This window comes from Myceligenerans crystallogenes, from assembly GCF_039529775.1.
In the GTDB taxonomy this organism is placed as follows: Bacteria; Actinomycetota; Actinomycetes; order Actinomycetales; family Cellulomonadaceae; genus Myceligenerans; species Myceligenerans crystallogenes.
Genome location: NZ_BAAANL010000004.1, coordinates 360,574 through 385,576 on the forward strand (window position 1 = coordinate 360,574; position 25,003 = coordinate 385,576).

The window sequence follows — 25,003 nt, forward strand, 5'->3', positions numbered from 1 at the left end:
TGGTGCCCCCGGTCGCGCGACCGGAGGCACCACCACGCGGACTCGGGGACTACCCGGCGTCGGCGGCCGGAGGGGTGGAGGAACGCAGGACGTCGAGGCGGCTGCGGTACTCCGTCTCGTCGATCTCGCCGCGGGCGTAGCGCTCGCCGAGGATGGCGACCGGGTTCGGGCCGGCGGTGGCGTGGTGGGCCCACGGCGGCCCGTTGCGGAACCGGCGCCGTGCGCCGCGGGCGACGAGGAACACGATCGCGACGGCGAGCAGGAACCACAGGATCGGGAAGACGATGAACCAGCCGGGACCACCGCCCCAGCCGTCGTGCGGCATGTGGGCCGCGACCTGAGCGAGGGTGTGCGTGTGCATGTCGGACTCCTTGGACGACGCGACCCGACGACGAGCCGCGAACCACGATGCGATCCGCACCGGCGGCAGGATCCCCGGCCGCACCCCCCACCCTCGCGCCGGACCCTTCGGCAGTCGTCACCCTGCTGTGCCGACTACCCCGGCACCGGGGTAGTGGTCGTTCGGAAGGCGAGAAGTCGGTCGCCCGGGCGGCCGACCGCACGGACATCGGGCCGACCGCCCCCCTTTTCTACGGAGCCGCGGTCCAGCCTGGCCGGATCAGGCCGGATTCGTACGCGAGCACCACCAGCTGGGCGCGGTCGCGCGCCGCCAGCTTGGTCAGCACGCGCGAGACGTGCGTCTTCACCGTGGACTCCGAGAGGTAGAGCTTCCGGGCGATCTCCTCGTTGGCCAGCCCTCCTGCGACCTCGACGAGGATCCCCCGTTCGCGCGGCGTGAGGTCCGCCAGCCCGGGCGGCACCACCACCTCCCGCGCCGCGCTCGCCACGCGCGCGAGCAGCCGCCGCGTCACGCTCGGCGACAGCAGCCCCTCCCCCGACGCCGCGACCCGCACGGCCCGCACCAGTTCCGCCGGCTCGGTGTCCTTCACCAGGAACCCCGCGGCGCCCGCGCGGATCGCCTCGGTGACGTACTCGTCGAGCTCGAACGTCGTCACGACGACCACGTGTACTCCGCTCGCCCGGGGCTCCGCCGCGATCCGCCGGGTCGCGGCCAGCCCGTCCGTCCCGGGCATCCGGATGTCCATGAGGACGACGTCGGGCAGGTGCTCCAGAGTGAGCGAGACGGCGTCGTCGCCGGTCGCGGCCTCGGCCACGACGCGCATGTCCGGTTCGGAGTCGACGAGGGCGCGGAATCCGCCCCGGACGAGCGCCTGGTCGTCGGCGAGCAGGACGTCGATCATTCGGGTTCCTCCGGACGTTCGGTCGTTCGATCAGGATGCCCGACGCCGCCGCCGTCGTCGGACACGGACGTGCCGGACGGGAACCGGCCTGGCCGGGGCGCGCCGTCCGGGGTCCGGCCGGGTTCGGGCTCGCCGGACGCGGGCGGGCTGGGCTCGGACGTACCGGAGGGGGACCGGCCAGGCTCGGACGTGCCGGACGAGGCCCGGCCGGCTGCCGGGGTACCTGCCGTGGAGCCGGTTGGCATGGGTTCACTCGGCTCTGCCCAGGGCGGCCGGTCCGGGCCGGGGAGCGGGAACGTCGCACGGACGAGCCAGCCGGCGTCGTCCGGTCCCGTGCGGAGCGTGCCGCCGAGGGCCTCGACGCGTTCCCGCATGCCGCGCAGGCCGTAGCCGGCTCGGTGGCCGGGGGTGGCCGCACCGCCGTCGTCGGACACGACGACGACGCACGACGCACCCTCCCGGCGCACCGAGACGGCCACGCGCGTCGCGCCGGAGGCGTGGCGCCGGATGTTCGTCAGGGATTCCTGAACCACCCGGTGGATCGCCCCGGCGACGCGCTCGGGGATACCGGGGGCGTCGACGTCGAGCGTCACGGCGAGGCCCTCGGCGCGGGTCTGCGCCACGAGGCGGTCGAGCCCCGAGAGATCCCAGGTGACGGCGAGGGGCGCGGAGAGGTCGGGGGACGACGACGGCGGGTGCGGCCCGGGCAGCTCCGCGGCCTGCGGTGCGCCCGGCGATCGGGTCGTGTCGGGCGATCGGGTCGCGTCCGGCGGCGCGGGATCCGGGGCCTCCGCGCGCACGATGCCGAGGACGGTGCGGACCTCAGCGAGGGCGTCGCGGCTGGTGTCGCGGATGTTGGTGAGGGCGATGCGGGCCTGTTCCGGGTCCCGGCCGAGGAGATGGAGGCCGACGCCCGCCTGGACGTTGATGCCGGACAGGGAGTGGGCGAGCACGTCGTGCAGTTCGCGGGCGATGCGCAGGCGCTCGGCGGTGACGGCGGTGCGCTCGCGTTCGGCGGCGGTCTCCCGGGCCGCCGCGCGGGCGGCGACCCGGCGGGTCACGCGGTCCCGCATGGCGCCCGCCATCAGGAGCGTGACCGCGGTCCAGGCCGTGCCCGCGCCGAGGCCGGTGAGCGAGAGGCCGACGTCGGGGGGCCCGGGGGAGCCTCCGGCGCCGCCTCCGGGTTCCCGGTGCTGCGGGCCCCAGCCGTTCCGCGGGCCGCCCCAGCCGCGATCGGCCCAGCCGCGATCGGCCCAGCCGGGATCGGCCCAGACCGGCGGTTCGAGCATGCCGGCCGTGACGACGACGCCGAGCAGCAGGGCCGCGCCCGCCCAGGCGAGCACGCGTGCGCGGCGCGGGGGCCCGCACAGGATCACGGCGGCGAGCAGCACGACTGGTGCGGCGATCGCCGGGCCCCAGGGCCGGCCCGTCAGGAGGAAGACGAAGGTCGCGCCCGCCGAGGCGACGACGGCGGCGGCGGGACGGCCGGGCAGCAGGAACACGAGGGCCAACGGCGTGACGAGGAGCAACGCGACGCCGGCCAGGCCGATCTCGCGTGCCTCGGGCTGCCCGAACGACGCGCCGGCGCTCCCGGCCAGGGTCACCACGAAGAGCGCGACCGCGACGAAGACGCGTCCGCGGGTCCGCCCGAGCGGTCCCCGCTCCGGCCCTCCCCACGGGCCCCACTGGTCGAGCGACATGCTCGCCACGCTAGCGGGACCGGGCACGTGCCGCGTCCCCCTGCGGTGCCGTGTGTACCGGCACCCTGGTCGCACGCCGGCCCGGCAGGCCGGAACGCCGGCGGCCCGGCGCCGGAACGGCGGTCCGGCAGGCCGGAACGGCGGACGCACGCCGGCTTGTCCGGCCGGAACCGTGCCCGCCTGCAGCGACGCCGGTCGCGCCCGACGGCGTCGGGCCGCGATCCAGGCCGCGCCCGCGCAGGTCCCGGACCGCCTCAGCTCGCCGGGACGTCGCGGTGCAGTTCCGCGAGCCAGGTCGTCGCCTTCGCGTCGGACGGCATCCGCCAGTCCCCGCGCGGCGACAGCGTGCCGCCGGCCAGGACCTTCGGCCCGTTCGGGATCGCCGACCGCTTGAACTGGTTCGCGAAGAACCGCTTCAGGAACAGCTCGAGCCAGCGCCGGATCGTCGCCAGGTCGTAGGCGGCCCGGTCCGCGTCGCGGTAGCCGGGCGGCCAGGCGCCGGCGTCCAGGTCGTGCCAGGCGTGCCAGGCGAGGAAGGCGATGCGGCTCGGCCGCAGGCCGTAGCGCAGCAGCCAGTAGAGCGTGAAGTCCTGCAGCGCGTACGGGCCGACGGACGCCTCCGTGGACTGCGGCTTCTCGCCGTCGCGCGCCGGGATCAGCTCCGGCGAGATCTCCTGCTCCAGGATCTCGGCGAGCACCGTGTTGGTCACCGAGCCGGCCGAGCCGAGCTGCTCCGTGTCGATCGCCCACCGGATCAGGTGCTGGATCAGGGTCTTCGGCACGCCGGTGTTCACCGCGTAGTGCGACATCTGGTCGCCGACCCCGTAGGTCGCCCAGCCGAGCGCCAGCTCCGACAGGTCCCCCGTGCCCAGCACGATCCCGCCGCGGTGGTTCGCGAGGCGGAACAGGTAGTCGGTGCGCAGGCCCGCCTGGACGTTCTCGAAGGTCACGTCGTACTGCGCGCTGCCGCCGGAGTACGGGTGGTCCAGATCCTTGAGCATCTGCTCCGCGGCGGGCCTGATGTCGAGCTCCTCGAACGTCACGCCCAGCGACGTCGACAGCCGCGTCGCCCGCTCCTTCGTCTCCTTCGACGTCGCGAACCCCGGCATCGTGAACGCGTGGATGTCGCTGCGCGGCCGCCCGAGCCGGTCCATCGCCTTGGCGGCCACGACGAGCGCGTGCGTCGAGTCGAGCCCGCCCGACACCCCGAGGATCACCTTCGGCGACCCGATCGCCGTCAGTCGTCGTTCCAGCCCGCTGACCTGGATGTTGTACGCCTCGTAGCAGTCCTGCGCGAGCCGTTCGGCGTCGTCGGGCACGAACGGGAACCGGTCGACGCGCCGCCGCAGGCCGATGTCGCCGGACGGCGGATTCACGTGAAACGCGATCTCGCGGAAGGTGTCCGACGACGCGGCGCCGCGCGCCGTGGCCGCCGAGCCGTGCCCGCCGGCTGCGCCGTTTCCGCCGGCCGCGCCACGGCCGTCGTCGGACAGGATCCCGAGCGACGTGGCGTTGTCGTCGAACGTGCCCTGGCGCAGGCGTTCCTGGCGGAGGCGGTCGAGGTCGACGTCGACGACGGTGCGGCGCGGGCCGTCGGGGAAGCGTTCCGTCTCGCCGAGCAGGTCGCCGCCCTCGTAGACCATGGTCTGGCCGTCCCAGGAGAGGTCCGTGGTGGACTCGCCCTGGCCCGCCGCCGTGTAGACGTAGGCCGCGTTGCAGCGCGCGCTCGCGCTGCGCACCAGCAGGCGCCGATCCTCGGCGCGCGCCACGGTGATGGGGCTGGCGCTGAGGTTGAGCAGGACGGTCGCGCCGGCGAGGGCCGCGCGGGCCGACGGCGGGACGGGCACCCACATGTCCTCGCACACCTCGACGTGCACGGCCAGGCCGGGGACGTCGTCGGCCCGGAAGATCAGGTCCGTGCCGAGCGGGACGTCCTCGCCGAGCAGCCGGATGCTGTCGCCCCGCACCTCGCTGCCCGGCGCGAAGTGGCGCTTCTCGTAGAACTCCCGGTAGTTCGGCAGGAAGGACTTGGGCGCGACGCCGAGGATCCGCCCGCGATGCACGACGACGGCGCAGTTCAGCAGCCGGTTCCCGGACAGCAGCGGCGTCCCGACGACGAGCACCGGGGTGAGCTCGGCGCTCGCGGCGACCAGCGCGCGCAGGGCCTCCAGCACGCCGTCGAGCAGCGTGTCCTGCAGGAGCAGGTCGTCGATCGCGTACCCGCTCAGGCACAGCTCGGGGAACACCGCGACAGCGACGCCCTCGGCGTGACACGCCCGCGCCTGCTCCAGCACGGACGCCACGTTGGCGCCCGGATCCGCGGGCGTCACGGGAACGGTGCATGCCGCGACCCGAGCAAACCCCTGGGCATACGCGTTGTAGAAGTCCACGCTCCGAGTCTAGGTTCGCGAGGTCAGGGACCTTCGATCAGGGGTTCCTGTGCCAGGTGACGGAAACGTTCCATCGGCCCGGTGTCACGGTGCGTGCCGAACAGGGTCCACGGGATACCCGCCGACCTGCGGATGTGACTGCTACATCACATCCGGGAATGTGCCTCACGAGTCACATTCGCAGATGTGCGCTAGAATCCACATTGGCAGATGTGACCCAGGAGTCACATCGCACGCTCAGGAGGCCGCCATGCAGGTGCAGACATTGGTGGATATCGGTGCGCTGGTGCGTGGCGCCCGGGAGGATGCCGGACTGACTCAAGCCGAACTCGCCCGGCGGGCGCGTGTCTCACGTGAGTGGCTGGTGCGCTTCGAGGCCGGCCGCACCAACCCGCAGCTCCCGCGGATCCTGGCGGTACTGGCGCAGCTTGATCTCGTACTCGAAGTCGTCAAGGAGGAGGGGTGAGCAATGCCTGACAAGCAGCTCGACGTCTACATGGACGGCCTACGCGCCGGCGCCGTGGTCATGACGGGGGCAGGCGCATTGTCGTTCTTCTACGACGACGACTATCGATCGAGACCCGATACCTCGCCGCTCTCCCTGTCGATGCCCAAGGCGATCTCCCGTCACAAGCAGCGCGCCGTCCGACCCTTTCTTCAAGGTCTGCTGCCCGACAACGACCAGGCGCTCGGTGCCATGGCGGCCACCCATCAGGTCTCGGCACGTTCACCGTTCGCCATCCTCCAGCACGTGGGCCACGACGTCGCGGGAGCCCTCCAGTTCATCGAACCGGGAGGCGAGAGCGAGGATGCGGTAGCCGATCGCAAGGCGGTCACACCGATGAGTGACGAGGAGGTGGCCGACGACCTGCGCTCTGTCATCGATGCGTACCGCACTGGTCGGCCTGTGCCCGCCGGTGGTCCGCTGAGGATGAGCCTGGCCGGCGCGCAGCCGAAGATCGCTCTGGTTCGTACTGCGGACGGGGCCTGGGCCCGTCCGCAGCGGGGAGCGCCGACGACCCACATTCTCAAGCCCGAGTACTCCACCGCACGCTACCTGGCCGACGAGCGATTCCCTGACATGACGGTCGTGGAGATGTACAGCCTCGCCGTGACGCGGCACGCCGGGATACCTGCGCCCGACGCCAGGTACTGGCGGTCACCGGACGGAGACCTGCGTGCCCTCGTTCTCGAGAGGTACGACCGGCATGTCGGAGATGACGGGCTGATCCACCGCGATCACCAGGAGGATCTCTGTCAGGCGCTCTCGGTTCCACCGGAGAAGAAGTACCAGCACAATGACGGAGGGCCCGGTGTCGGCCAGATCGGCGAGCTGTTCGGGCGAGCTGTTGCGGTGGGTGAGGTCCGACAGCTGGCCACCGACTTCCTGGCGTTGCTCACACTCAATATCGCACTGGTCAACACTGACGCGCACGCCAAGAATTACTCGCTGATGCTGCGCGGGAAGTCGGTGTCCCTTGCCCCTGCCTACGATGTTCTGTCGATCGCGCTCTACGTGGATCGCGACGACCCGCGAAGCCCGTTGTACTTCCCGATGCGGATCGGGAACACGTATGCGCTCAGGGGCATCATTCCGTCGGCGATCGCGGCCGAAGGGGTTCGCCTCGGTCTGCCCGGGGACGAAGCGCGTGACGTCGTCGATTCCGTGCTCGCGCGCGTTCCCGCGGCCCTGGAGCTGGCGCGCGAGGATGTCGCCGAGGTACCAGATGGCAAGGCCATCGCGGACAGGATCATGACGAACCTGCGCAAGATCTCACCGCTGTACGTCGACGATGCCCCGATCATGCTCACCAGTGCGCGGCTATGACACCGGTTCGCGTGACGCGACGTCGTCGGGCATACGCCCTCGGGTGAACAGGGCGAATGCCGCGGGGAGCAGGAGGATCGCTCCGGCGATGTTGACGGCCTGGAAGCCGCCGAAGGCGAGGACCGGGCCGGCCAGGGCCGCGGCGGCCGCGCCCGCGTAGTTCATCAGGGCGTCGGTGGCGCCCTGGAGGGGGAGCTTGAACCTGGGGTCGCTGACGTCGGCCAGCAGGGCCGACGCGGAGATGAGGCAGGCTGACCAGCCGAGACCCAGCAGGATCAGGGCGGCGGCCGTGACCACGGTCGCGGCGGGGTCGGGAGTTGCCGTGGCGTGGTGTTCGGCGTGGGTGGCGGCGTCGGACGCCATGACGGCGGCCGTGAAGCCGAGGGCGACCGCGGACGTCTGCAGGGCGAGGCCGAGGACGGCGGTGCGGGCCGCGCCCCAGGTGTCGGCGAGCCAGCCGAACAGCGGGCTGAGGGCGAACATGCCCAGGACGTGCAGGCTGATGACGATCCCGACCAGTTCCAGGGACATCCCGCCGTGCTGCATGTGGAGCGGCGTCATCACCATGACCATGATCATCACGGTGTGAGCGGTGGCCGTGGTCACGACGGCGAACCGGGCCCGGCCGTGGGTCCATGCCCAGGCGAGGGCGCCTATCGCGGTGGCCGGGCGTTCGTCCGGTGCAGGAGCGCCGTCCGCCGGCGAGAGCGCGGGATCATTGGCCGAGGCAGCCGAGGCAGCCGAGGCAGCCGGGGCAGCCGAGGCAGCCGGGGCAGCCGAGGCAGCCGGGGCAGCCGGGGCCGGCGAGGGGTCGCCGGAGGTTGCTGCCCCGGGTTCGTCCTCCTGGCCCGTGGCGTCCGCCGTGCTCGCCGGGCGGGCCGGGTCGCGATAGGCGAGGACGACGACCAGGCCCGCCAGCACGTAGGCGACCACCGAGAAGAGATAGGGGCCGGAAAGCGCCGGCAGGTCGAGCGCGTGGCCCAGTGCCTCGCCCGGGGCCGCGAGGTTCGGGCCCGCCACCGATCCGATCGTCGTCGCCCAGATCACGAGCGACATGGTGCGGGCGCGTGTCGCCGCCGAGGCGTTCTCCGCGCCGGCGTAGCGCGACTGCAGGTTGGCGGCGCTGGCCACCCCGTACAGCGCCATCGCGACCAGGAAGAGCACGGGCTGGTCCAGGATCGCCGCACCGACGATCAGCACCGCGCCGAGGACCGCCAGCCCGTAGCCCCAGGTCAACGCGAGGCGGCGCCCGCGACGGGCCGCGACCCCCGCCAGCGGGATGGCCGTGACGGCGGCGCCCAACACACCGGCGGCCTGGGCGAGCCCGCCCATCGCGGTCCCCCCGAGACGCTCCGCGAGGAGCGCGCCGACCGCCGCCCCCGACGCGACGCCGACCCCGCCCAGCAGGTTGCTCACGACGAGCACCGCCACGTTCCGGAGGCGGTGCGGGTTCGGGCCAGGAGCATGCTGGGTCATCGGGGTCACTTTCGGTCGGCAGGTCTCCATGAACGGTAGACGGGGACTCTGACATCGACGAAGGGCGCCGCGGAAGGTACGGGCCGAGGGACTCGCTGTCGACGGCACGTGCAGCGCAGGGTGGGGACCGAGGAACGAGGTTCCCGCCCGGAGCGGAACGTGACGGAGACGGCGCGAAAACACGGCACGTGCCTGGAGCGGAACCCGAGGAGATGTCAGCGACAGGTACTGACATGAACTCATCCCGGAGCTCCGGGGGTTCTGGGGTTCTGGGGTCCGGCCGGGACTCGTGGGCAACGCAACAAGGCGGTTCCGGCCGGGTGTTCAGAGTGCCGGAGTAGGGTGCGGACCATGGCTGATGTCGTCGCGAGGGCCCGGGTGCGGGTCGCCGTTCGTCCGGATCCTGTTCGTCGGGTCGCCGCTCTTGCCGGGGTGATGCTGGCCGCGATGCTGGCGTTCGCCGCGGTGTTCCTCGTGGTGCCGTCCGCCGCGGCGCACGACGCGCTGCTGTCGAGCGAGCCCGCCGACGGGGCAGAGGTCGAGGAACTGCCCGGTGAGATCGTGCTGACGTTCTCCGGGGAGCCCCTGGAGAGCGGCGCCGAGGTCGTCCTGACGGGGGACGACGGCGAGAAGACCGGCCTCAAGGGCCTGACGGCCGCCGGCGCCGTGCTGACGGCGCCCGTTCCGGCCGGCCTGCCCGCCGGGGCCTACGACGTCGCCTGGCACATCGTGTCCGGCGACGGGCACCCGCTGGAGGGCGCGTTCTCGTTCACCGTCGAGGAGTCTCCGGCAGAGAAGGCGGCCGACGTCACCGCGGAGGACGAGACCGGCCGGACGGACCCCGACACCACCGACGAGCCGGAGGCCGCGGAGGACGTCGCGACCGACGCGTCCGCCGCGACGACCGCGGACACCTCGGCCGAGGACACCGCGGCCGACGCCGCCGCTGCCGACGAGGCCCCGGCCTCCGACCCGATCGACGCCACGACACCGGATCTCGGCGGCATCCCCACCCCCGTCGTGCTGGCGGTCGCCGGGATCGCCACGGTCGCGGTCGTGCTCGCCGTCGTCGTGGGCATGCGCCGCAAGCTGAACGCGGACGAGGACATGCGGAGCCGCGGCTACGGCGGCGGCACCTCGGGCGCCGCCGGTTACGTCGCGTCCGACGCCGGGGCGGGCGAGGGTATCGACGACGACGAGAAGGACGGCGAGCGCGACGGCTCCGGCGACGCCGGTGACGGCCCGGGACCTGACGGCAGCTCCGGCCGGTCCGGCAGCGAGACCGGTCCCGGATCCTCGTCCGGCGGCAGCTCGGATTCCTCGGGCGGCAGCTCAGGCTCCTCCGGCTCGAGCGGTTCCTCGGGCTCCTCCGGTTCCGGAGGCGGCTTCTTCTCCAGTTTCTTCGGCGGGGGCGACGGCGGAGGCGGCTGGGGCGGCGGTGACGGCGGCTCGTCCGGCGGGGGTGGCGACGGCGGCGGAGGCGGCGGATCCTGACGACCGCCACGAACAGGTGTCCGATTCGCCGCATGAACGCCAGCGGACCTTCACGGAACCGTGGATGAGGTCTTCGTCACGTGACGACTCGCGGAAGAAATACCGTTCTTCGCGAATTTCTGCTGATCTGCTGGCATGATCGGACATCGACGTCGGCGTGACCGCCGACCTCGTCCGAAGAAGGGAACCGCATGTCGCTCAACAAGACCGAGCTCGTCTCGGCCATCGCGTCCAAGTCCGGCCTCACGAAGGCCGACGCCGACAAGGCGCTGGACGCCTTCCAGGAGGTGCTGATCGAGTCGCTCGGCAAGGGCGAGGCCGTCAAGGTGACCGGCCTGTTCTCCGCCGAGCGTGTCGAGCGCGCCGCCCGGACCGGTCGCAACCCGCGTACCGGTGAGGAGATCCAGATCCCCGCGAACTTCGGTGTGAAGATCAGCGCCGGATCGCTCCTCAAGAAGGCCGTCGCCAAGTGATGCGACGCTGACGTGGTCAGCGAAAGAGGCCCGGCACACCCCAGGGGTGCCGGGCCTCAGGCATGCGGGCCGCCCCCCGGCCCCGCCACATCCTTACAGGTCCCCCTGCCGCTCCAGCCGCTTCATCGCGAGCCACCCCACCGGGATCCGTCCCCAGTAGGTGACCGCCCGGTACAGCAGCGCGCCGGACACCGCCAGCGCCGGTGAGAGCCCCGCGGCGGCCAGCCCGGCCGTCAGGGCGCCCTCCACGCCGCCCAGGCCGCCGGGTGTCGGCAGCAGCGCTCCCAGCGCGTTCCCGACCAGGTACACCAGCGCGATGTCGACCAGGGGCAGGGACTCCCCGATCGCCCGCAGGCAGGCGTCGAACGTGAGCGCGTACCCCACGGTCATCACGAGGCTCCCGGCCACGCCCACCGCGAGCCGCCCGGGGTGCGACAGCATCGCCGCGAGCCGCGGCCACACCTGCTTGACCCGCGGCACCACGAACTCCAGCGCCTTGTTCCGCACCTTCGGCACCAGCAGCATCGCCACCACCGCGACGGCCAGGGCGCCCAGCACGATCAGCACGGGTGCGGAGGGCAGCTCGACCAGCACGCCCTCCCCGCTGAACACCGACATCACGAGCAGGAGCAGCACCGTCACCACGAACTGCGACACCTGCACCAGCGCGACGGTCGCCACGCCCATCGAGACGCTCACGCCCTTCTGGGTCAGCAGGCGCAGGTTGAGCGCCGCGGGCCCGATCCCCGCCGGGGCCGCGAGCGCCACGAACGACCCGGCGGCCTGGGTCAGGGTCGCCCGCCACAGCGACACCTTCACGGGCGAGAACGCCGCGAGGGTCAGCGCCGCGCCGAACCAGGTGATGACGGCGTAGGCGTAGGCGCCCGCGAGCCACCAGGGGTTGGCGTCGCGGACGGCGCCGGCGATCTGCTCGAAGCTGATCGTGCCGACCACCACGGCCACGGCCACGATGGTCAGGCTGAGCATGATGATGGTGCGGGCCCCGAACCGCGTGATGCGCTGCGGCTGGACGTCGGCCTCGGGCAGGTGCTCGACGATGGCGTCGCGCAGCCGGCCGATGAGTCCCTTGCGGGCGCGCACGGCCTCGCGCGTCGGCCGGGGCAGCGCGATCGACTGGATCAGCGGCCCGATGGCCGCGATCTCCTCCTCGGGCAGGGCCCGCACGGCGGAGGCGACCGCGCGTCGCGCGCCGACCTTGAGCGACAGCACGCCGAGCAGCTGGACGACGTCGAGCCGCCGGGACAGGGGCGTGGACGCGATGTCGCCCTGTTCCCAGGCGGTGAGCCAGACGTGGGGCGCGCCGTCGTCGTCCCGGTGCACGAGCAGGACGTCGGGGGTGAGCGCGCGGTGGGTCAGGCCGGCGCCGTGCGCGCGGCCGAGCTGGTCCCAGGCCTCGGCGAGGATGTCGTCGCCGACGTCGTCGTCGGGGATCTCCGCGAGGGGGCGCGCCCCGGCGGGGTGCTCCAGGACGAGGGCGACGGAGTCGTCGGCCTCGCCGATGCCGTGCAGCCGGGGGGTGCGGACCCCGGCGGCGGCCGCGGCGTACGAGAGCAGGGCGTGCCGTTCGGCCACGGCCTTGAGGGAGATCGCGGCGCGGCCCTCGATGCCGCGCATCCGCAGGGCGCGCCACAGCCGGGTCAGGGTGCCGACGACCTGCCGGTCGCCGTCGAGCACGACGACGTCGCGGCGGACGCCGTCGTCGGCGGTCATGGCGTAGACGCGGGTGTCGCCGGTGCGGGCGAGGGCGAGCGTGGCGACGTCGGTCACCCGCTCGTCGGGGCCAGGATCTGCGCGGTCGTCACGGTCGTGACCGTCGTCAGGGCCGACGCCGTCGTCGGCCCGATCACCGTCGCGGTCGCCGTCGGCGTCGTCGGACACGTCCCGGACGCGGATGAGCGACACCGGGCGGAAGCCCGCGCGCCGGACCGCGGCGACGAGGTCCGGGCCGTAGGCCCGTTCGCTGCGGATGCCGGAGATGTACTGCACGGCCTGCCCGACGGTCCGGCCGAGGAACAGCGCGACGAGCACGCCGGGCAGCGACACGCGGCCGGTGACGAGCACGATCAGCAGGGCGAGGAACATCAGGTTCCAGGTCCAGCGCACGGTACGACGGCGCGTGGCGGGCCCGGCGACGGTCAGCAGCGCGGTGAGGGCGACGGCGTAGGTGGGGATGGTGAGCTCGAAGCCCCGGCCGAGCACCCACACGGACAGGCCGCGCACCAGCTCGTCGCTGCCCAGGTGCCGGATGCTCAGGCCGAACAGGATGCCGATGACGAGGCCGCCCACGCACGCGACGATCGACTCCACGACCTGCCGCCCGTGCCGCCGGACGCCGAGTTCCGTGAGCACGGCCAGCGGCCCGACCACGGCGAGCACGCCCTGCAGCACGACCACGGGGATGAACAGGATCTGCGCGACGAGGTCGTTGAACGAGCGCACGTCCTGCGTGACGCCCTCGGTGGTGCCGTGCGCGACGACGGACATCACCAGGACGAGGACGACGCCGAGCGCGTTGCCCACCAGCCCCAGCAGGTCCCGCGGATGCCGGACGCGCCGGGCCGGGGTGTCCACGACGCGGACCATGCCGTCGTCCGCCGCGGCCGTGCCCGGCCGGGCCGGTCCGGTGTCCGGGCCGTACCTGGCTCCCGCCGGGCCGGGCTCGGCGTGGCCGCCGGGGCCGGCGGCCCGTTCGGTCACGTCGGGCATGTCTCGGAGTCTATGGCGCGGCCCTGGACGACGGCCGGAGAACACGTCAAGGTGCTGGTCACACGATGCCGAGCGCCGCCCGCCATTCCGCCGGGACGAGGGCGTACCCGACGAACGCCACGACGTCGAGAAGGGTGTGCGCGACGACGAGGGGAACCACCCGGCTCCGCCCCCGGCGGGACGTGTAGAACCAGGAGAACACCACCCCCATGACCACGTTCCCCAGGAACGGCCCGGGCCCCTGGTACAGGTGGTAGCTCCCGCGCAGCAGGGAGCTCGTCACGATGAACCGCACCCGGCTCCAGCCCAGGTCCCGGCACCCGCGCTCGGCGAGGTAGGCCACCGCGATGACCTCCTCCAGCACCCCGTTCTGCAGTGCCGCCAGCAGCAGCACCGGGACCGTCCACCAGTGGTCGTCGAGCGCGCTGGCCCGCACCTCCACCGTGATGCCGAGCGCCCGCCCGAGCGCGTAGAACGCGAGCCCGGGAATGCCGATCACCGCGGCGAGGCCGAAGCCCCAGGCGAGGTCCCGCGCCGGTCGCGCCCGGTCCAGCCCGATCCGGGCGAGCGCGTCCCGGCCGTGCGAGCTCAGCAGGTACAGCGCGAGCGCGACCGGGACGAGCGCGAACCCGATCCCCAGGAGCTGGTACGTCAGGTCCAGCCAGGGCCGTTCCGTCCGGCTCGCGTTGAGGGTGGCGGTCTGCTGGGCGAGCGGGGTGCCCGCGGTGAGGCGCGCGGCGATGTTCACGACCGCGTAGACGGCGGCCTTGCCGAGACTCAGCCCCAGCACGATCCAGATCTCGGCCCCGATCCGCCGCCGGCTCTCCACGTCAGTCACGCGCCCCATTCTCACCCGGGCCGGGGCCCGCCCCGGCCCGGGTGCGGGTCAGCGGTTCGACGCCCGCTCCACGAACGCCGCCAGGTCCGCCGACTGCGCCAGCCGCGACTCCTCGTCCACGTACATCATGTGGCCGGCCGGATACGTCCGGGTCTCGATGCGCTCGCGGTCCGCACGGGGGATGGTGAGCGCGTCGAGGCTGTACTCGATCGCCTCGACGGGCACGCCGCCGTCGTACCGCCCCATCGCCACGTGCACCCGCAGGTGCGGGTTCGCGATCATGGCGGCCGCCAGCTTGTCCGCGACGTCGATCGCGCGGCCCTCGAACTCCTTGTACGACCAGGGGTGCACCTTCGGCGTCAGCACCTCGTACACGGCGTCCTGGGCGTACTCCAGCTCGCCGCGCAGGTAGTGGTGCAGCGCCGCCGCGTACGGGCCGGTGATCGCGTCGATGAACGGATCCGCGGGCATCTGCTCGTGCAGGTAGTGGTCGGCCGGCCGGGTGTACCGGGTGTCGAGCCGCCCGGTCACGAGCCGCCGGTCGCGCTGCAGCTCGGCGTACACGCGCGTGTGCTCCAGACGGAGGTTGGCGCGGTCCACGTAGTCCTCCGTCAGCCCCGAGATCGCGGCGACCCGCGCGACGGCGGCCGCGCGGGCGGCGTCGTCCAGCGCCTGGCCGCGGGCCAGGACGGCGCGGTACTCGTCCGCGTAGCCGCGCGCCTCGGCGACCACCTCGGCCAGCGGCCGGTCCCCGTGCAGCCCGTGGTAGTGCGCCGTGGCGGCGTACACCGGCAGGAACAGGGGGTTCGGCAGGTCCGATCCCTCGGCGTGGTAGAGCGTCTCCATGTTCAGGGCGGGCGCGATGAGCATCACCCCGTTCAGGTACATCCCGAACCGCCGCTGCAGGTACTCCGCGAGCGCCGCGCCCCGCGTCCCGCCGTACGACTCCCCGACGATGAACTTCGGGCTCATCCACCGGTCGTGGCGCGAGGTCCACAGCCGGATCACCTCGCCCACGGACTCGAGGTCCCCCGTGAACCCGTGGTAGGGCCCCGCCTTCTCGCCCTCGGCGGCCCGCGAGTACCCGGTCGACACCGGGTCGATGAACACCAGGTCGCTCACCCGCAGCAGCGTCTCGGGGTTGTCGAGCAGACCGTACGGGGGTGGCGTCAGGTGCCCGACGTCGCCCGAGTCCACGCGCCGCGGCCCGAGCAGCCCGAGATGCAGCCACACGCTGGAGGATCCCGGCCCGCCGTTGAACGCGAAGGTGACCGGGCGCCGGGTGACGTCGGCGTCGTCCAGCGTGTAGTAGGTCAGGGACATCTCGGCCCGGGGCTTGCGCCCGTCGTAGGTGTCGTCCTTGGTGATCTCCTCGTGGAGCACGATCCGCCCGGTCGTGGCCGTGTAGGCGAGCTCGCCGCCGGGCGTGCGCAGGGTGTGCCGGGTGGTGACGAGGTCGTCGCGCGGGGCGGTCCGCGCGCTGGTGTTCCCGCCCGGTGCCGACGCTGGCGCGCCGCCGTCCTGGGCCGCGGGGGTGCTGGTGGTCTCGGGTTCCGGAGTGTCGCTCACCCGAGGGAAAGTACCCCACTTGTCTCAATCCGCTTAGTGTGGCAGAGTAGTTTGCAATACAAACCACAACCCCAGGAGGGCACCGCCGATGTCAACGGACCACGGCACGCCGTCGGACAGCCGAGGCGTGGAGAGCAGGGACGACGGCGCGGAGCTCGACGCCGCCGCCCGGCTACGGCTGATCGACGAGCAGCAGCGCCGCGCGCGCAGCGGGCTCGACCCGGACTCCCGGCTGCTGTACGGGGCGTGGGGCGTCGCCTGGCTCGCCGGATACCTCGCGATGTGGTTCACCTCCCGCGACGGCAGCGACCCGGCCGCCTGGGCGGGATGGACCCTGGCCGGGCTGATCGTCGCCGCGATGGTGCTGACCATGGTCCACTCGATCGGGCGGTCGAGGGGGACCCGCGGCGTGTCGTCGCGCACCGGGGCGATGTACGGCTGGGGCTGGTTCCTCGGCTTCGTGACGATGTGGGCCGTCCTCAACGGCATGATCCGTGCCGGGCTGACCGACGGCGCGGTGATCGCCGTGGCCGCCAACGGGATCGCCTGCCTCATCGTGGGGCTCATGTACCTGGGCGGCGGGATGGTCTTCCAGGACACCGGGCTCTATGTGCTCGGCGTCTGGATGCTGCTCACGGCGGCCGTCGCGACGCTCGTCGGGCTGCCCGGGACCAACCTGGTCATGGCGCTCATGGGCGGCGGCGGGTTCCTGGTGGCCGGGGCGGTGACCGCCGTCGTCGTCCACCCGCGGCGCCAGGCGGGCGCGCATGCCTGAGGAGTCCCTCGACACCGTCATCCATGCGCCCGCGCGCCTGCGGATCGTGGCGACGCTCGCCACCCTCGGTCCCGGCGACGAGATCGCCTTCCCCCGGCTGCGCGCGCTGCTCGACATGACCGCCGGGAACCTCTCGACGCACCTGCGCAAGCTCGAGGACGCCGGGTACGTCGCGGTCACCAAGACCCACGAGGGGCGCACCCCCGTCACCTACCTCAAGCTCACCGACAGCGGACGCGCCGCGTTCCGCGCCTACCAGGCCGCCCTGGCCGACCTGCTGAAAGGAGCCGGAACATGAACGACCACCACGACGCCGTCGTCCGCGTCACGAACGTGCGGCGCACGTTCGGGGAGGTCGTCGCGCTCGACGGCGTCTCGCTGGACGTCGGGCCGGGCGAGCTCGTCGGGCTGCTCGGGCCGAACGGCGCCGGGAAATCCACGCTGCTGTCCCTGATCAGCGGGCTGCGCCGGCCCGACTCCGGGACCGTGCGGCTGCTCGGGCAGGATCCGGCGGACCCCAGCGCCCGGATCGCGCTCGGCATGACGCCGCAGGAGACCGGGCTGCCCGCCACGCTCCGGGTCGGCGAGGTCGTGGACTTCGTGGGCGGGCACTACCCCGACGCCGTGCCGACGGCGGAGCTGCTCGGCCGCTTCGGGCTGGACGACCTGGCCCGGCGGCAGACCGGGTCGCTGTCCGGCGGGCAGAAGCGGCGGCTCGCCGTGGCGCTCGCGATGGTGGGACGGCCGCGCGTCGTGCTGCTCGACGAGCCCACCACCGGCCTCGACGTCGCCGGGCGCGGCGTGCTGTGGGACGCGATCCGCGAGTACCACCGCTCGGGCGTGACCGTGCTGCTCACCTCGCACTACCTCGAGGAGATCCAGGCGCTCGCGGAACGGGTGGTCGTGGTCGACCACGGCCACGTGCTGGCCGATGACAGCCTCGGCGCGATCCTCCGCCGCGTCGGCGCGAACCGCGTCGAGTACACCGGGGCCGACGGCGTCCGGCGGGAACACGTCGTCGCCGACTCCGACGCCTTCGTCCGGGAGCTGGTGGCCTCCGGCGAGGAGTTCTCCGGGCTGGAGATCCGGCACGCCTCGCTGGAGGAGGCGTTCACCAAGCTCACGAGCGAGGCGGGCGGGGCGGGCACGACGCCGCCGTCGTCGGACGCCACGCGACCGCAGGCGCTGACCGAAGGAGCGAACCGATGAGCGCGACGACGATCCCGGCCGGGCAGGCGCGGACCCGCCCCTTCCTGACCCTGTCCTGGCTGCATTTCAGGTACCAGTTCCTGGAGACCGTGCGGATCCCCGTCGCGGTGCTGGGGAACACGGTGTTCCCGGCGCTGTCGATGGTGTTCTTCGTGGTGCCGCAGCAGCAGGTGGCCGGCAACCCGGAGTTCGCCACGATCGCCGTGGCCGGGCTGGGGATGTTCGCCGTCGTCTCGGCGAGCCTGTTCACGCACGGCCTCGGCGTCGCCGAGGACCGGCAGCTCCCGTTCTACCCGTACCTGCGCTCGCTGCCCACGGGGCCCGGGCCGCAGATGGTGGGCCGCGTCCTGAACGGCGCGGTGTTCGCGCTGTTCGGCCTGATCCCGCTGATCGTCGTCGCCGCGCTGTTCACGGAGGCGACGGCGACGCCGGGCCGGCTGCTCGCGGGCGTCGTCACGATCCTCGCGACCGCTGTGCCGTTCGTCCTGTTCGGCCTGGGAATCGGCTACGCCCTCTCGGCCAAGGCTGCCCTCCCGGTGGTCCAGCTGATCCTCTTCCCGATGGCGTTCGCGGGCGGCCTGTTCCTGCCCGCGGAACTCTTCCCGGACTGGCTGGACGGTCTCTCGCAGGCGTTGCCCACGCGGGCGGGCCGGGACCTGCTGGTCCAGGCGCTGACCGGGAACGAGGCGTACCGGCTGGCCGTCCCGGTGCTGCTGGGCTGGACGGTGGCGTTCGCGGCTCTCACGGTCTGGTCCTACCGGCGCGACGAGGGGCGCAAGTTCCGCTGACCTGGGTCTCGTCGACGGGCGGCCCGGCGCCAGACGGACGACGGCGTGGTGGACCACGAGGTTGCCGTCCGCAGCCACGAGGTTGTGTCGCATCGCCCCAGGACGGGCGAACAGCATCCTCGTGGCGCGGACAGCAACCTCGTGGTCAACCACGCCGTCGTTGTCAGGGCGTCGTTGTCAGGCCGCTCGGCGGAGGCGGAGGCTGTTGGCCACCACCAGGATCGAGCTCGCCGCCATGGCCGCGCCGGCGATCATCGGGTTGAGCAGGCCGCTCGCCGCGAGCGGGATGGCGGCGACGTTGTAGGCGAAGGCCCAGAACAGGTTCTGCTTGATGATGCGCAGGGTCTGGCGGGAGAGCCGGACCGCGGTGGGCGCCGCGCGGAGGTCACCACGGACGAGGGTGATGTCGCTGGCCTCCATCGCCACATCCGTGCCGGTCCCCATGGCCAGGCCGAGATCCGCGGTGGCGAGGGCGGCGGCGTCGTTCACGCCGTCGCCGACCATCGCCACCGTGCCGCCCTCGGCCTTCAGCCTGGCCACGACCGCGGCCTTCTCGTCGGGCAGCACCCGGGCGATCACGTCGTCGTCGCCGATCCCGACGGCGCGCGCGGCATGCCGCGCCGCGCCCTCGTTGTCGCCGGTCAGGAGGATCGGCCGCAGGCCGAGCTCCTTGAGCTCGGCGATCGCGGCCGACGACGTCGGCTTGGCCGGGTCCCGCAGCACGAGCGCGCCGCGGGCGGTGCCGTCCAGGGAGACGACGACGGCGGTCGCGCCGGAGTCCTCGGCCCGCGCGACGGCGTCCGAGACCTCGGCGGGGACCGTGACGCCCTGGCCCTCCAGCCAGGAGATCCGCCCGACGGCGACCCGCCGGGTGTTCAGCCCGAGGCCGTCCGACCCCAGCCCGGAGTGCGACCTGCGGACCAGGCCCTCGACCCCGCCGCCCGGGTGGGCGACGAACTGGCTGACCTCCAGCCCTGACTCCGCGGGTTCGGCGACGGGCCGGGCGGCGGCGATCGCCTGGGCGATCGGGTGCTCGCTGAGGGCCTCGACCGCGGCCGCGTGGCGGAGCACCTCGTCCTCGCCCGGGCCGGAGGGGGCCTCGACCGATTCCAGGGTCATCCGGCCCTGCGTGACCGTGCCGGTCTTGTCCAGGACGACCGTGTCGATGCGGCGGGTCTGCTCCAGGATCTCCGGGCCGCGGATGAGGATGCCCAGCTGGGCGCCGCGGCCCGTGCCGACCAGGATCGCCGTCGGCGTCGCGAGGCCCAGGGCGCACGGGCAGGCGATGATCAGCACCGCGACCGCCGCCGTGAACGCCGCGTTCGGGTCCTGGGTCACCAGCAGCCAGCCCACCAGGGTCAGCAGGGCGATGACCAGCACCACCGGCACGAACACGGCCGAGATCCGGTCCGCGAGCCGCGCCACGGGGGCCTTGCCCGTCTGGGCCTGGCTCACCAGCCGCCCGATCCGCGCGAGCGTCGTCTCCTCACCGACTCGCGTGGCCCGCACGAGCAGGTGCCCGGACGTGTTCACCGTGCCGCCGACGACGGCGTCGCCCGCCGCCACGTCCACCGGGACCGGCTCGCCGGTGACCAGGGACGTGTCGATCGCCGAGGTGCCCTCGACCACCGTGCCGTCCGTGGCGACCGTCGCGCCCGGCCGGACGGTGAAGACGTCCCCGGTCAGGAGCTCCGACACCGGGACCGGCGTGGTGCGCCAGCGCCCGTCGCCGGACCGCAGCGGCGTGCCGTCCGGGCCGACGTCGACGCGCTCGGCGTCCTTCGCGCCGAGCGCGAGGAGCGCGCGCAGCGCGTCGCCGGCCGTGCGCTTGCTGCGCCACTCGGTGTAGCGCCCGGCGAGCAGGAACGTCGTCACGACGGCCGCGACCTCGAAGTAGAGCTCGGGGCCTTCGCCCATCGCGCCGCCGCCCGCGGGCCCGCCGACGGCGTCGGCCACGAGCACCCACAGCGACCAGAGCGTCGCCGCGATCACGCCGAGCGACACGAGCGTGTCCATGGTGGACGCGCCGTGCCGCGCGGCGCGCGCCGCCGCGGCGTGGAACGGCCACGCGGCCCACGTCGCGACCGGCAGCGCGAGCGCCGCGATGACCCACGCCTGACCGGCGAAGTCGATCGCCGGAACCATCGACAGCACGAGCACGGGAACGGTCAGCACCACCGCGACCCGCAGCCGCCTGCGCAGATCGGCCCCGCGGTACTCGGTGTGCTGGTGCCCGCCGCCGTGCGCGTCGTGTGCCTCGTGCGCGCCCGGCTCCTGCGCCGCGGTGCCGTGCCCGCCGTGCGCGTCGTCGTGCGATCGGCCGCCCGAGCCCGCGTCGTTCCCGGCCTCCGCCGCCTGCGCACGCCGCCGCGACCGGGTCACCCGCGCGCCGTAGCCCGCCGAGCGCACCGCCGCGATCAGCGCCTCGTCGTCCACGTCGGCGGACAGCCGCACGTGCGCGGACTCCAGCGGCAGGTTGACCGTCGCCTCGACGCCGTCGACCTTGTTGAGCTTGCGCTCCACCCGCGCCACGCACGAGGCGCAGGTCATTCCCTCCACGGCGAGTTCCACCTCGCCGGCCGTCCCGGTGTGTGTCTCGTGCCCTGCGTGGGTGGTCATCGGAAACCTCTCGCTCGGAATGTGCTCTACTGGCCGACGATCGGCAGCATGTGCGTCGCCTGCCGGGCCGGCGCCTGGGCGCTCGACTCCGCGGCGACCGCGTTCTCCAGCACCTCGACGCTCGCGACCGCGTACCCGGCCTCGGCGACGGCGTCCCGCAGCGGTGCCTCGGCCAGCGGCAGCGCCGAGATCACCGACACCTTCGAGGTGCTCCCGGCGTGCAGCTCGACGGACACGTCCTGCACGCCCTCGACGGACGTCAGCTCGCTCGTCACGGACGAGGCGCAGTGCCCGCAGGTCATCCCGGTCACGTTCAGGGTGGTCACGGTGGTCATCTCAGGTCTCCTTCATCGGGGTTGACTACTGGGGTCCGGTGGTTCGTGCCCGACGCCGCCCGCCTGCCCGCGCACGGCGGCCGACGACGGCGCGGGGCGGGCTACATCCGTACGAGCCGGCCGATCGCCTCGGTCGCCTCGCGGACCTTGGCGGTGGCGTCGTCGTCGGACATCCGGGCGGCGTCCACGACGCAGTGGCCGAGGTGGTCCTCGACGAGCGCGAGGCTCACCGCCTGCAGGGCCTTGGTCACCGCGGCGACCTGGGTCAGGACGTCGATGCAGTAGGCGTCCTTGTCGATCATCTTGGCGATGCCGCGCACCTGGCCCTCGATCCGGCTCATCCGCCGCAGGTACGCCTCCTTGTCGGACGCGTAGCCGTGCGGGCCGTCGTGCTCGCCGCCGAGGCCGTCGTGATGGCCCTCGTGTGCCGCGTGGTGGTCGTGGCCGGCGCCGTGACCCCCGTGCCTGTTGTGCTCGCTCATGTGATCACCATACCCCTCAGGGGTACCAACTCCGCAAGTCTCTGGGATGTTCCCGGGCAGTCGGCACCGCCATAAACGTTAAGAAACCGCAGGTGGGGGGCCAATTTTCGCCCAGGGCTTGGCGCGGGGTCCGAGAAACCGGTATCTTGCGGAAAGCGGTATCCGCCGTCGGTCACGGCGACCGGCGGCCGTGGCCGGCACTTTGCGGCGCGGCGCCGCGCAGTCCCACACTTCAACGATGAACGTGAGGAAGACGATGAGACGACCGAGAGCAATCATCGCGGGGGTCGCCACCGCGACCCTTGCGGCCACCCTCGGCTTGGTGGCCACTCAGTTCATGCCCGAGGCGCAGGCCGTCGGAAACGCGACCGGCTTCGCGACGCAGAACGGCGGCACGACCGGTGGTGCCGGCGGCGCGACCGTGAAGGCGACCAGCGGTACCCAGATCCACCAGGCCCTGTGCTCGCGCGCCAGCAGCAGCACCCCGATCACCATCCAGGTCGAGGGCACGATCAACCACGGCAACACGAGCGACGTCGACGGCAACAGCTGCAACACCACCTCCGGTGTCATCGAGCTGCGCGACATCAGCAACGTGACCATCCTCGGCGTCGGCGGCGGCGCGGTGTTCGACCAGATCGGCATCCACATCCGTGAGGCCGAGAACATCATCATCCAGAACGTCACGGTCAGGAACGTCAAGAAGTCGGGCTCCCCGACCTCGAACGGCGGCGACGCCATCGGCATGGAGTCGAACGTCAGCAACGTCTGGGTGGACCACGTCGACCTGATCGCCTCCGGCGGCGAGTCCGAGGGCTACGACGGCCTCTTCGACATGAAGGCCGGCACCAAGTACGTGACCCTCTCGTACAGCACCCTGAGCAACTCCGGCCGTGGCGGCCTGGTCGGCTCGGGCGACAGCGACACGTCGAACGGCCCGATCACGTTCCACCACAACCTGTACCGGAACATCGACTCGCGCGCCCCGCTGCTGCGTGCCGCGACGGCGCACACGTACAACAACCACTTCAACGGCATCAACGAGTCCGGCATCAACTCCCGGCTCGGCGCCAAGGTGAAGGTGGAGAACAACTACTTCCAGAACGCCCTCAACCCGCTCGGCACGTTCTACACCGACGCGCGGGGCTACTGGGAGGTCTCCGGCAACATCTGGGACAACGTCACCTGGGGCACCGAGGACTACCCGGCCGGCCCGAACCCGACGTCGACCACCACGGTCAGCATCCCGTACTCGTACTCGATGGACCGTGCGGAGTGCATCCCGGCGCTGCTCGCCAAGACGGCCGGCTCGCACACGAACCTCGCGGTCTCGGACGGCAGCTGCTCGCCGACCCAGCCGACCGCCACGCCGACGTCGAACCCCACCACGAGCCCGACGTCGAACCCGACCACCTCGCCGACCCCGGACCCCACGCCCACCGGCGGCACGCCGTCGGGGACGAACCTGAGCATCGGCGCGGGCGCGGACGGCTCGAGCAAGCTCGACGGCACCAGCTACGGCAACGTGATCGACGGCAACATGAGCACCTACTGGTCGCCGACCGGCACCACCGGCCGAATCTCGGTCAAGTGGAGCAGCGCGAAGACCGTCGGCGCGATCAGCATCCGTGAGGCCGCGGGCGCGTCGGGCCGCATCGGCTCGTGGAAGGTCGTCAACTACGGCACCGGCGCGACCCTCGCGTCGGGCAGCGGTGCGGGCGTCATCACGTTCACGCCGGTGTCGCTGAGCAAGATCAGCTTCGACGTCGTGAGCGCGTCGAGCACGCCGCGGATCGCGGAGTTCGAGACCTACGCGAGCGCCACGGGCGGCGGCAACCCGACGCCGACCCCCACGCCGACGTCGGACCCGACCACCTCCCCGACCCCGACCACCGAGCCGACGGCTCCGGCCGCGGACGCGCTGTACGTCGCTCCGGGCGGCTCCGACGGCGCGGCCGGGACCATCTCGGCCCCGACCACGCTGGCCTCGGCCGTCTCCCGCATCACCCCGGGCGGCACGATCTACCTGCGCGGCGGCACGTACAACCTGTCCTCGACGGTGGACATCACCAGGGACGGCCTGTCGGGCAACCGCACGGAGCTGCACGCCTACGGCAGCGAGAAGCCGGTGCTGAACTTCTCGGCGCAGGCTCTGAGCACCTCGAACCGCGGCCTCGCGATCGGCGCCGACTGGTGGCACCTCAAGGGCATCACGGTCGAGCGCGCGGGTGACAACGGCATCCTGCTCGGTGGCAGCAACAACATCGTCGAGCGCGTCGTGACCCGCTACAACCGCGACTCCGGCCTGCAGCTCTCGCGGTACACCGCGGGCGCCCCGAGCTCGGAGTGGCCGGCCAACAACCTCGTGGTGAGCTCCGTGTCGCACGACAACGCGGACCCCGACGGCGAGGACGCGGACGGCTTCGCCCCGAAGCTCACGGTCGGTTCCGGCAACGTGTTCCGCAACACCGTGTCGCACAACAACATCGACGACGGCTGGGACCTGTACACGAAGTCCGACACCGGCCCGATCGGCGTCGTCACCATCGAGGACTCGCTGGCCTTCGAGAACGGCACGCTCTCCAACGGCGGGCAGGCCGGCGCGGGTGACCGCAACGGCTACAAGCTCGGCGGCGAGGGCATCAAGGTGAACCACGTCGTGCGCCGCAGCATCGCGTTCGACAACGGCAAGCACGGGTTCACGTACAACTCGAACCCGGGCTCCATCACCGTCGCGAGCAACCTGAGCATCGGCAGCAGCGAGCGGAACTTCCAGTTCGACGCCGGTTCGCACGTGTTCAGCAACAACACCTCGTGCAACGGCGGGTCGAGCGACCGGACCGTCGGCAGCGACGCGGGCGGCAACCAGTGGTTCTCGGGCTCGAACGGCTCGCGCTGCTCGCAGTACTCGGGCTCGCTGGCCTGGAGCTTCGACGCCAGCGGCAAGCTCGTGGTGACCATCGGCGGCACGACCGTCAACCTGTCCTGACCGCACCCCCCCGCACCCCGCCGTCGTCGGCCGTGATCCAGCTCCGGCC

At 72.7% G+C, this 25,003-nt stretch carries 20 protein-coding genes; 9 read left to right on the plus strand and 11 right to left on the minus strand.

Annotated elements, in window-relative coordinates; all coding sequences use genetic code 11:
- Positions 1–49: 49 nt before the first annotated feature.
- From ABD208_RS11875 to ABD208_RS11890, 4 genes are all read right to left on the minus strand, one after another.
- Entirely contained in the window at positions 50–421 is a 372-nt protein-coding gene (locus tag ABD208_RS11875) for an SHOCT domain-containing protein (RefSeq protein WP_344102958.1), read from the minus strand.
- A gap of 169 nt (positions 422–590) precedes the next feature.
- Positions 591–1,262: a response regulator gene (locus ABD208_RS11880; protein ID WP_344102960.1), complete on the minus strand. Its 672-nt coding sequence runs from the start codon at positions 1,260–1,262 to the stop codon at positions 591–593.
- Positions 1,259–2,962: a sensor histidine kinase gene (locus tag ABD208_RS11885; protein WP_344102962.1), complete on the minus strand. Its 1,704-nt coding sequence runs from the start codon at positions 2,960–2,962 to the stop codon at positions 1,259–1,261. The genes ABD208_RS11880 and ABD208_RS11885 overlap by 4 nt, the downstream gene beginning before the upstream one ends.
- A 254-nt stretch (positions 2,963–3,216) precedes the next feature.
- Positions 3,217–5,352, minus strand: coding sequence for an NAD(+) synthase (locus tag ABD208_RS11890; protein WP_344102965.1), 2,136 nt, complete (start codon positions 5,350–5,352; stop codon positions 3,217–3,219).
- A 250-nt stretch (positions 5,353–5,602) separates the two neighbouring features.
- Here ABD208_RS11890 and ABD208_RS11895 point away from each other — a divergent pair, with 250 nt between their 5' ends.
- Both ABD208_RS11895 and ABD208_RS11900 read left to right on the plus strand, forming a co-directional pair.
- Entirely contained in the window at positions 5,603–5,818 is a 216-nt protein-coding gene (locus tag ABD208_RS11895; RefSeq protein ID WP_344102968.1) for a helix-turn-helix domain-containing protein, read from the plus strand.
- Between the two features lie 3 nt (positions 5,819–5,821).
- Positions 5,822–7,180: a HipA domain-containing protein gene (locus ABD208_RS11900; protein WP_344102970.1), complete on the plus strand. Its 1,359-nt coding sequence runs from the start codon at positions 5,822–5,824 to the stop codon at positions 7,178–7,180.
- On the opposite strand, the gene ABD208_RS11905 is transcribed toward ABD208_RS11900, so the two are convergent.
- Positions 7,175–8,656, minus strand: coding sequence for an MFS transporter (locus ABD208_RS11905; protein ID WP_344102973.1), 1,482 nt, complete (start codon positions 8,654–8,656; stop codon positions 7,175–7,177). The genes ABD208_RS11900 and ABD208_RS11905 overlap by 6 nt on opposite strands.
- Before the next feature lie 351 nt (positions 8,657–9,007).
- Here ABD208_RS11905 and ABD208_RS11910 point away from each other — a divergent pair, with 351 nt between their 5' ends.
- Positions 9,008–10,150 carry a copper resistance CopC family protein gene (locus tag ABD208_RS11910; protein ID WP_344102976.1) on the plus strand — a complete coding sequence of 381 codons (1,143 nt, stop codon included), beginning with the start codon at positions 9,008–9,010 and terminating at the stop codon, positions 10,148–10,150.
- A 191-nt stretch (positions 10,151–10,341) separates the two neighbouring features.
- Complete coding sequence (locus ABD208_RS11915; RefSeq protein WP_123816084.1) at positions 10,342–10,623, plus strand: HU family DNA-binding protein; 282 nt, start codon at positions 10,342–10,344, stop codon at positions 10,621–10,623.
- A gap of 93 nt (positions 10,624–10,716) precedes the next feature.
- On the opposite strand, the gene ABD208_RS11920 is transcribed toward ABD208_RS11915, so the two are convergent.
- The 3 genes from ABD208_RS11920 to ABD208_RS11930 are packed head-to-tail and all read right to left on the minus strand — an operon-like array spanning position 10,717 to position 15,757.
- Positions 10,717–13,350, minus strand: coding sequence for a lysylphosphatidylglycerol synthase domain-containing protein (locus ABD208_RS11920; protein WP_344102982.1), 2,634 nt, complete (start codon positions 13,348–13,350; stop codon positions 10,717–10,719).
- 58 nt (positions 13,351–13,408) lie between these two features.
- Positions 13,409–14,197: a CPBP family intramembrane glutamic endopeptidase gene (locus ABD208_RS11925; protein ID WP_344102985.1), complete on the minus strand. Its 789-nt coding sequence runs from the start codon at positions 14,195–14,197 to the stop codon at positions 13,409–13,411.
- 39 nt (positions 14,198–14,236) lie between these two features.
- A complete protein-coding gene (locus ABD208_RS11930) occupies positions 14,237–15,757 on the minus strand; it encodes a S10 family peptidase (protein WP_344102987.1) in 1,521 nt (506 codons plus the stop codon).
- Between the two features lie 88 nt (positions 15,758–15,845).
- Between ABD208_RS11930 and ABD208_RS11935 the strand changes: the two genes are divergently transcribed.
- The 4 genes from ABD208_RS11935 to ABD208_RS11950 are packed head-to-tail and all read left to right on the plus strand — an operon-like array spanning position 15,846 to position 18,529.
- Positions 15,846–16,532, plus strand: a complete 687-nt coding sequence (locus ABD208_RS11935) for a hypothetical protein (RefSeq protein ID WP_344102989.1) — start codon at positions 15,846–15,848, stop codon at positions 16,530–16,532.
- Positions 16,525–16,830, plus strand: a complete 306-nt coding sequence (locus ABD208_RS11940; RefSeq protein WP_344102991.1) for a transcriptional regulator — start codon at positions 16,525–16,527, stop codon at positions 16,828–16,830. The genes ABD208_RS11935 and ABD208_RS11940 overlap by 8 nt, the downstream gene beginning before the upstream one ends.
- A complete protein-coding gene (locus ABD208_RS11945; RefSeq protein WP_344102993.1) occupies positions 16,827–17,741 on the plus strand; it encodes an ABC transporter ATP-binding protein in 915 nt (304 codons plus the stop codon). The genes ABD208_RS11940 and ABD208_RS11945 overlap by 4 nt, the downstream gene beginning before the upstream one ends.
- On the plus strand, positions 17,738–18,529 hold the full coding sequence (locus ABD208_RS11950) for an ABC transporter permease (RefSeq protein ID WP_344102995.1): 792 nt from the start codon (positions 17,738–17,740) through the stop codon (positions 18,527–18,529). The genes ABD208_RS11945 and ABD208_RS11950 overlap by 4 nt, the downstream gene beginning before the upstream one ends.
- A gap of 177 nt (positions 18,530–18,706) precedes the next feature.
- Here ABD208_RS11950 and ABD208_RS11955 read toward each other — a convergent pair whose 3' ends face one another.
- The 3 genes from ABD208_RS11955 to ABD208_RS11965 all read right to left on the minus strand — a co-directional run bounded on the left by ABD208_RS11955 (position 18,707) and on the right by ABD208_RS11965 (position 21,965).
- Entirely contained in the window at positions 18,707–21,148 is a 2,442-nt protein-coding gene (locus ABD208_RS11955; protein ID WP_344102997.1) for a heavy metal translocating P-type ATPase, read from the minus strand.
- Positions 21,149–21,174: 26 nt separating this feature from the next.
- Positions 21,175–21,483 (minus strand): heavy-metal-associated domain-containing protein, encoded by a 309-nt coding sequence (locus ABD208_RS11960; protein ID WP_344102999.1) that lies wholly within the window; start codon positions 21,481–21,483, stop codon positions 21,175–21,177.
- 101 nt (positions 21,484–21,584) lie between these two features.
- Complete coding sequence (locus ABD208_RS11965; protein WP_344103002.1) at positions 21,585–21,965, minus strand: metal-sensitive transcriptional regulator; 381 nt, start codon at positions 21,963–21,965, stop codon at positions 21,585–21,587.
- 256 nt (positions 21,966–22,221) lie between these two features.
- On the opposite strand from ABD208_RS11965, the gene ABD208_RS11970 reads away from it, so the two are divergent.
- Complete coding sequence (locus ABD208_RS11970; protein ID WP_486348041.1) at positions 22,222–24,954, plus strand: pectate lyase family protein; 2,733 nt, start codon at positions 22,222–22,224, stop codon at positions 24,952–24,954.
- Positions 24,955–25,003: the final 49 nt, after the last annotated feature.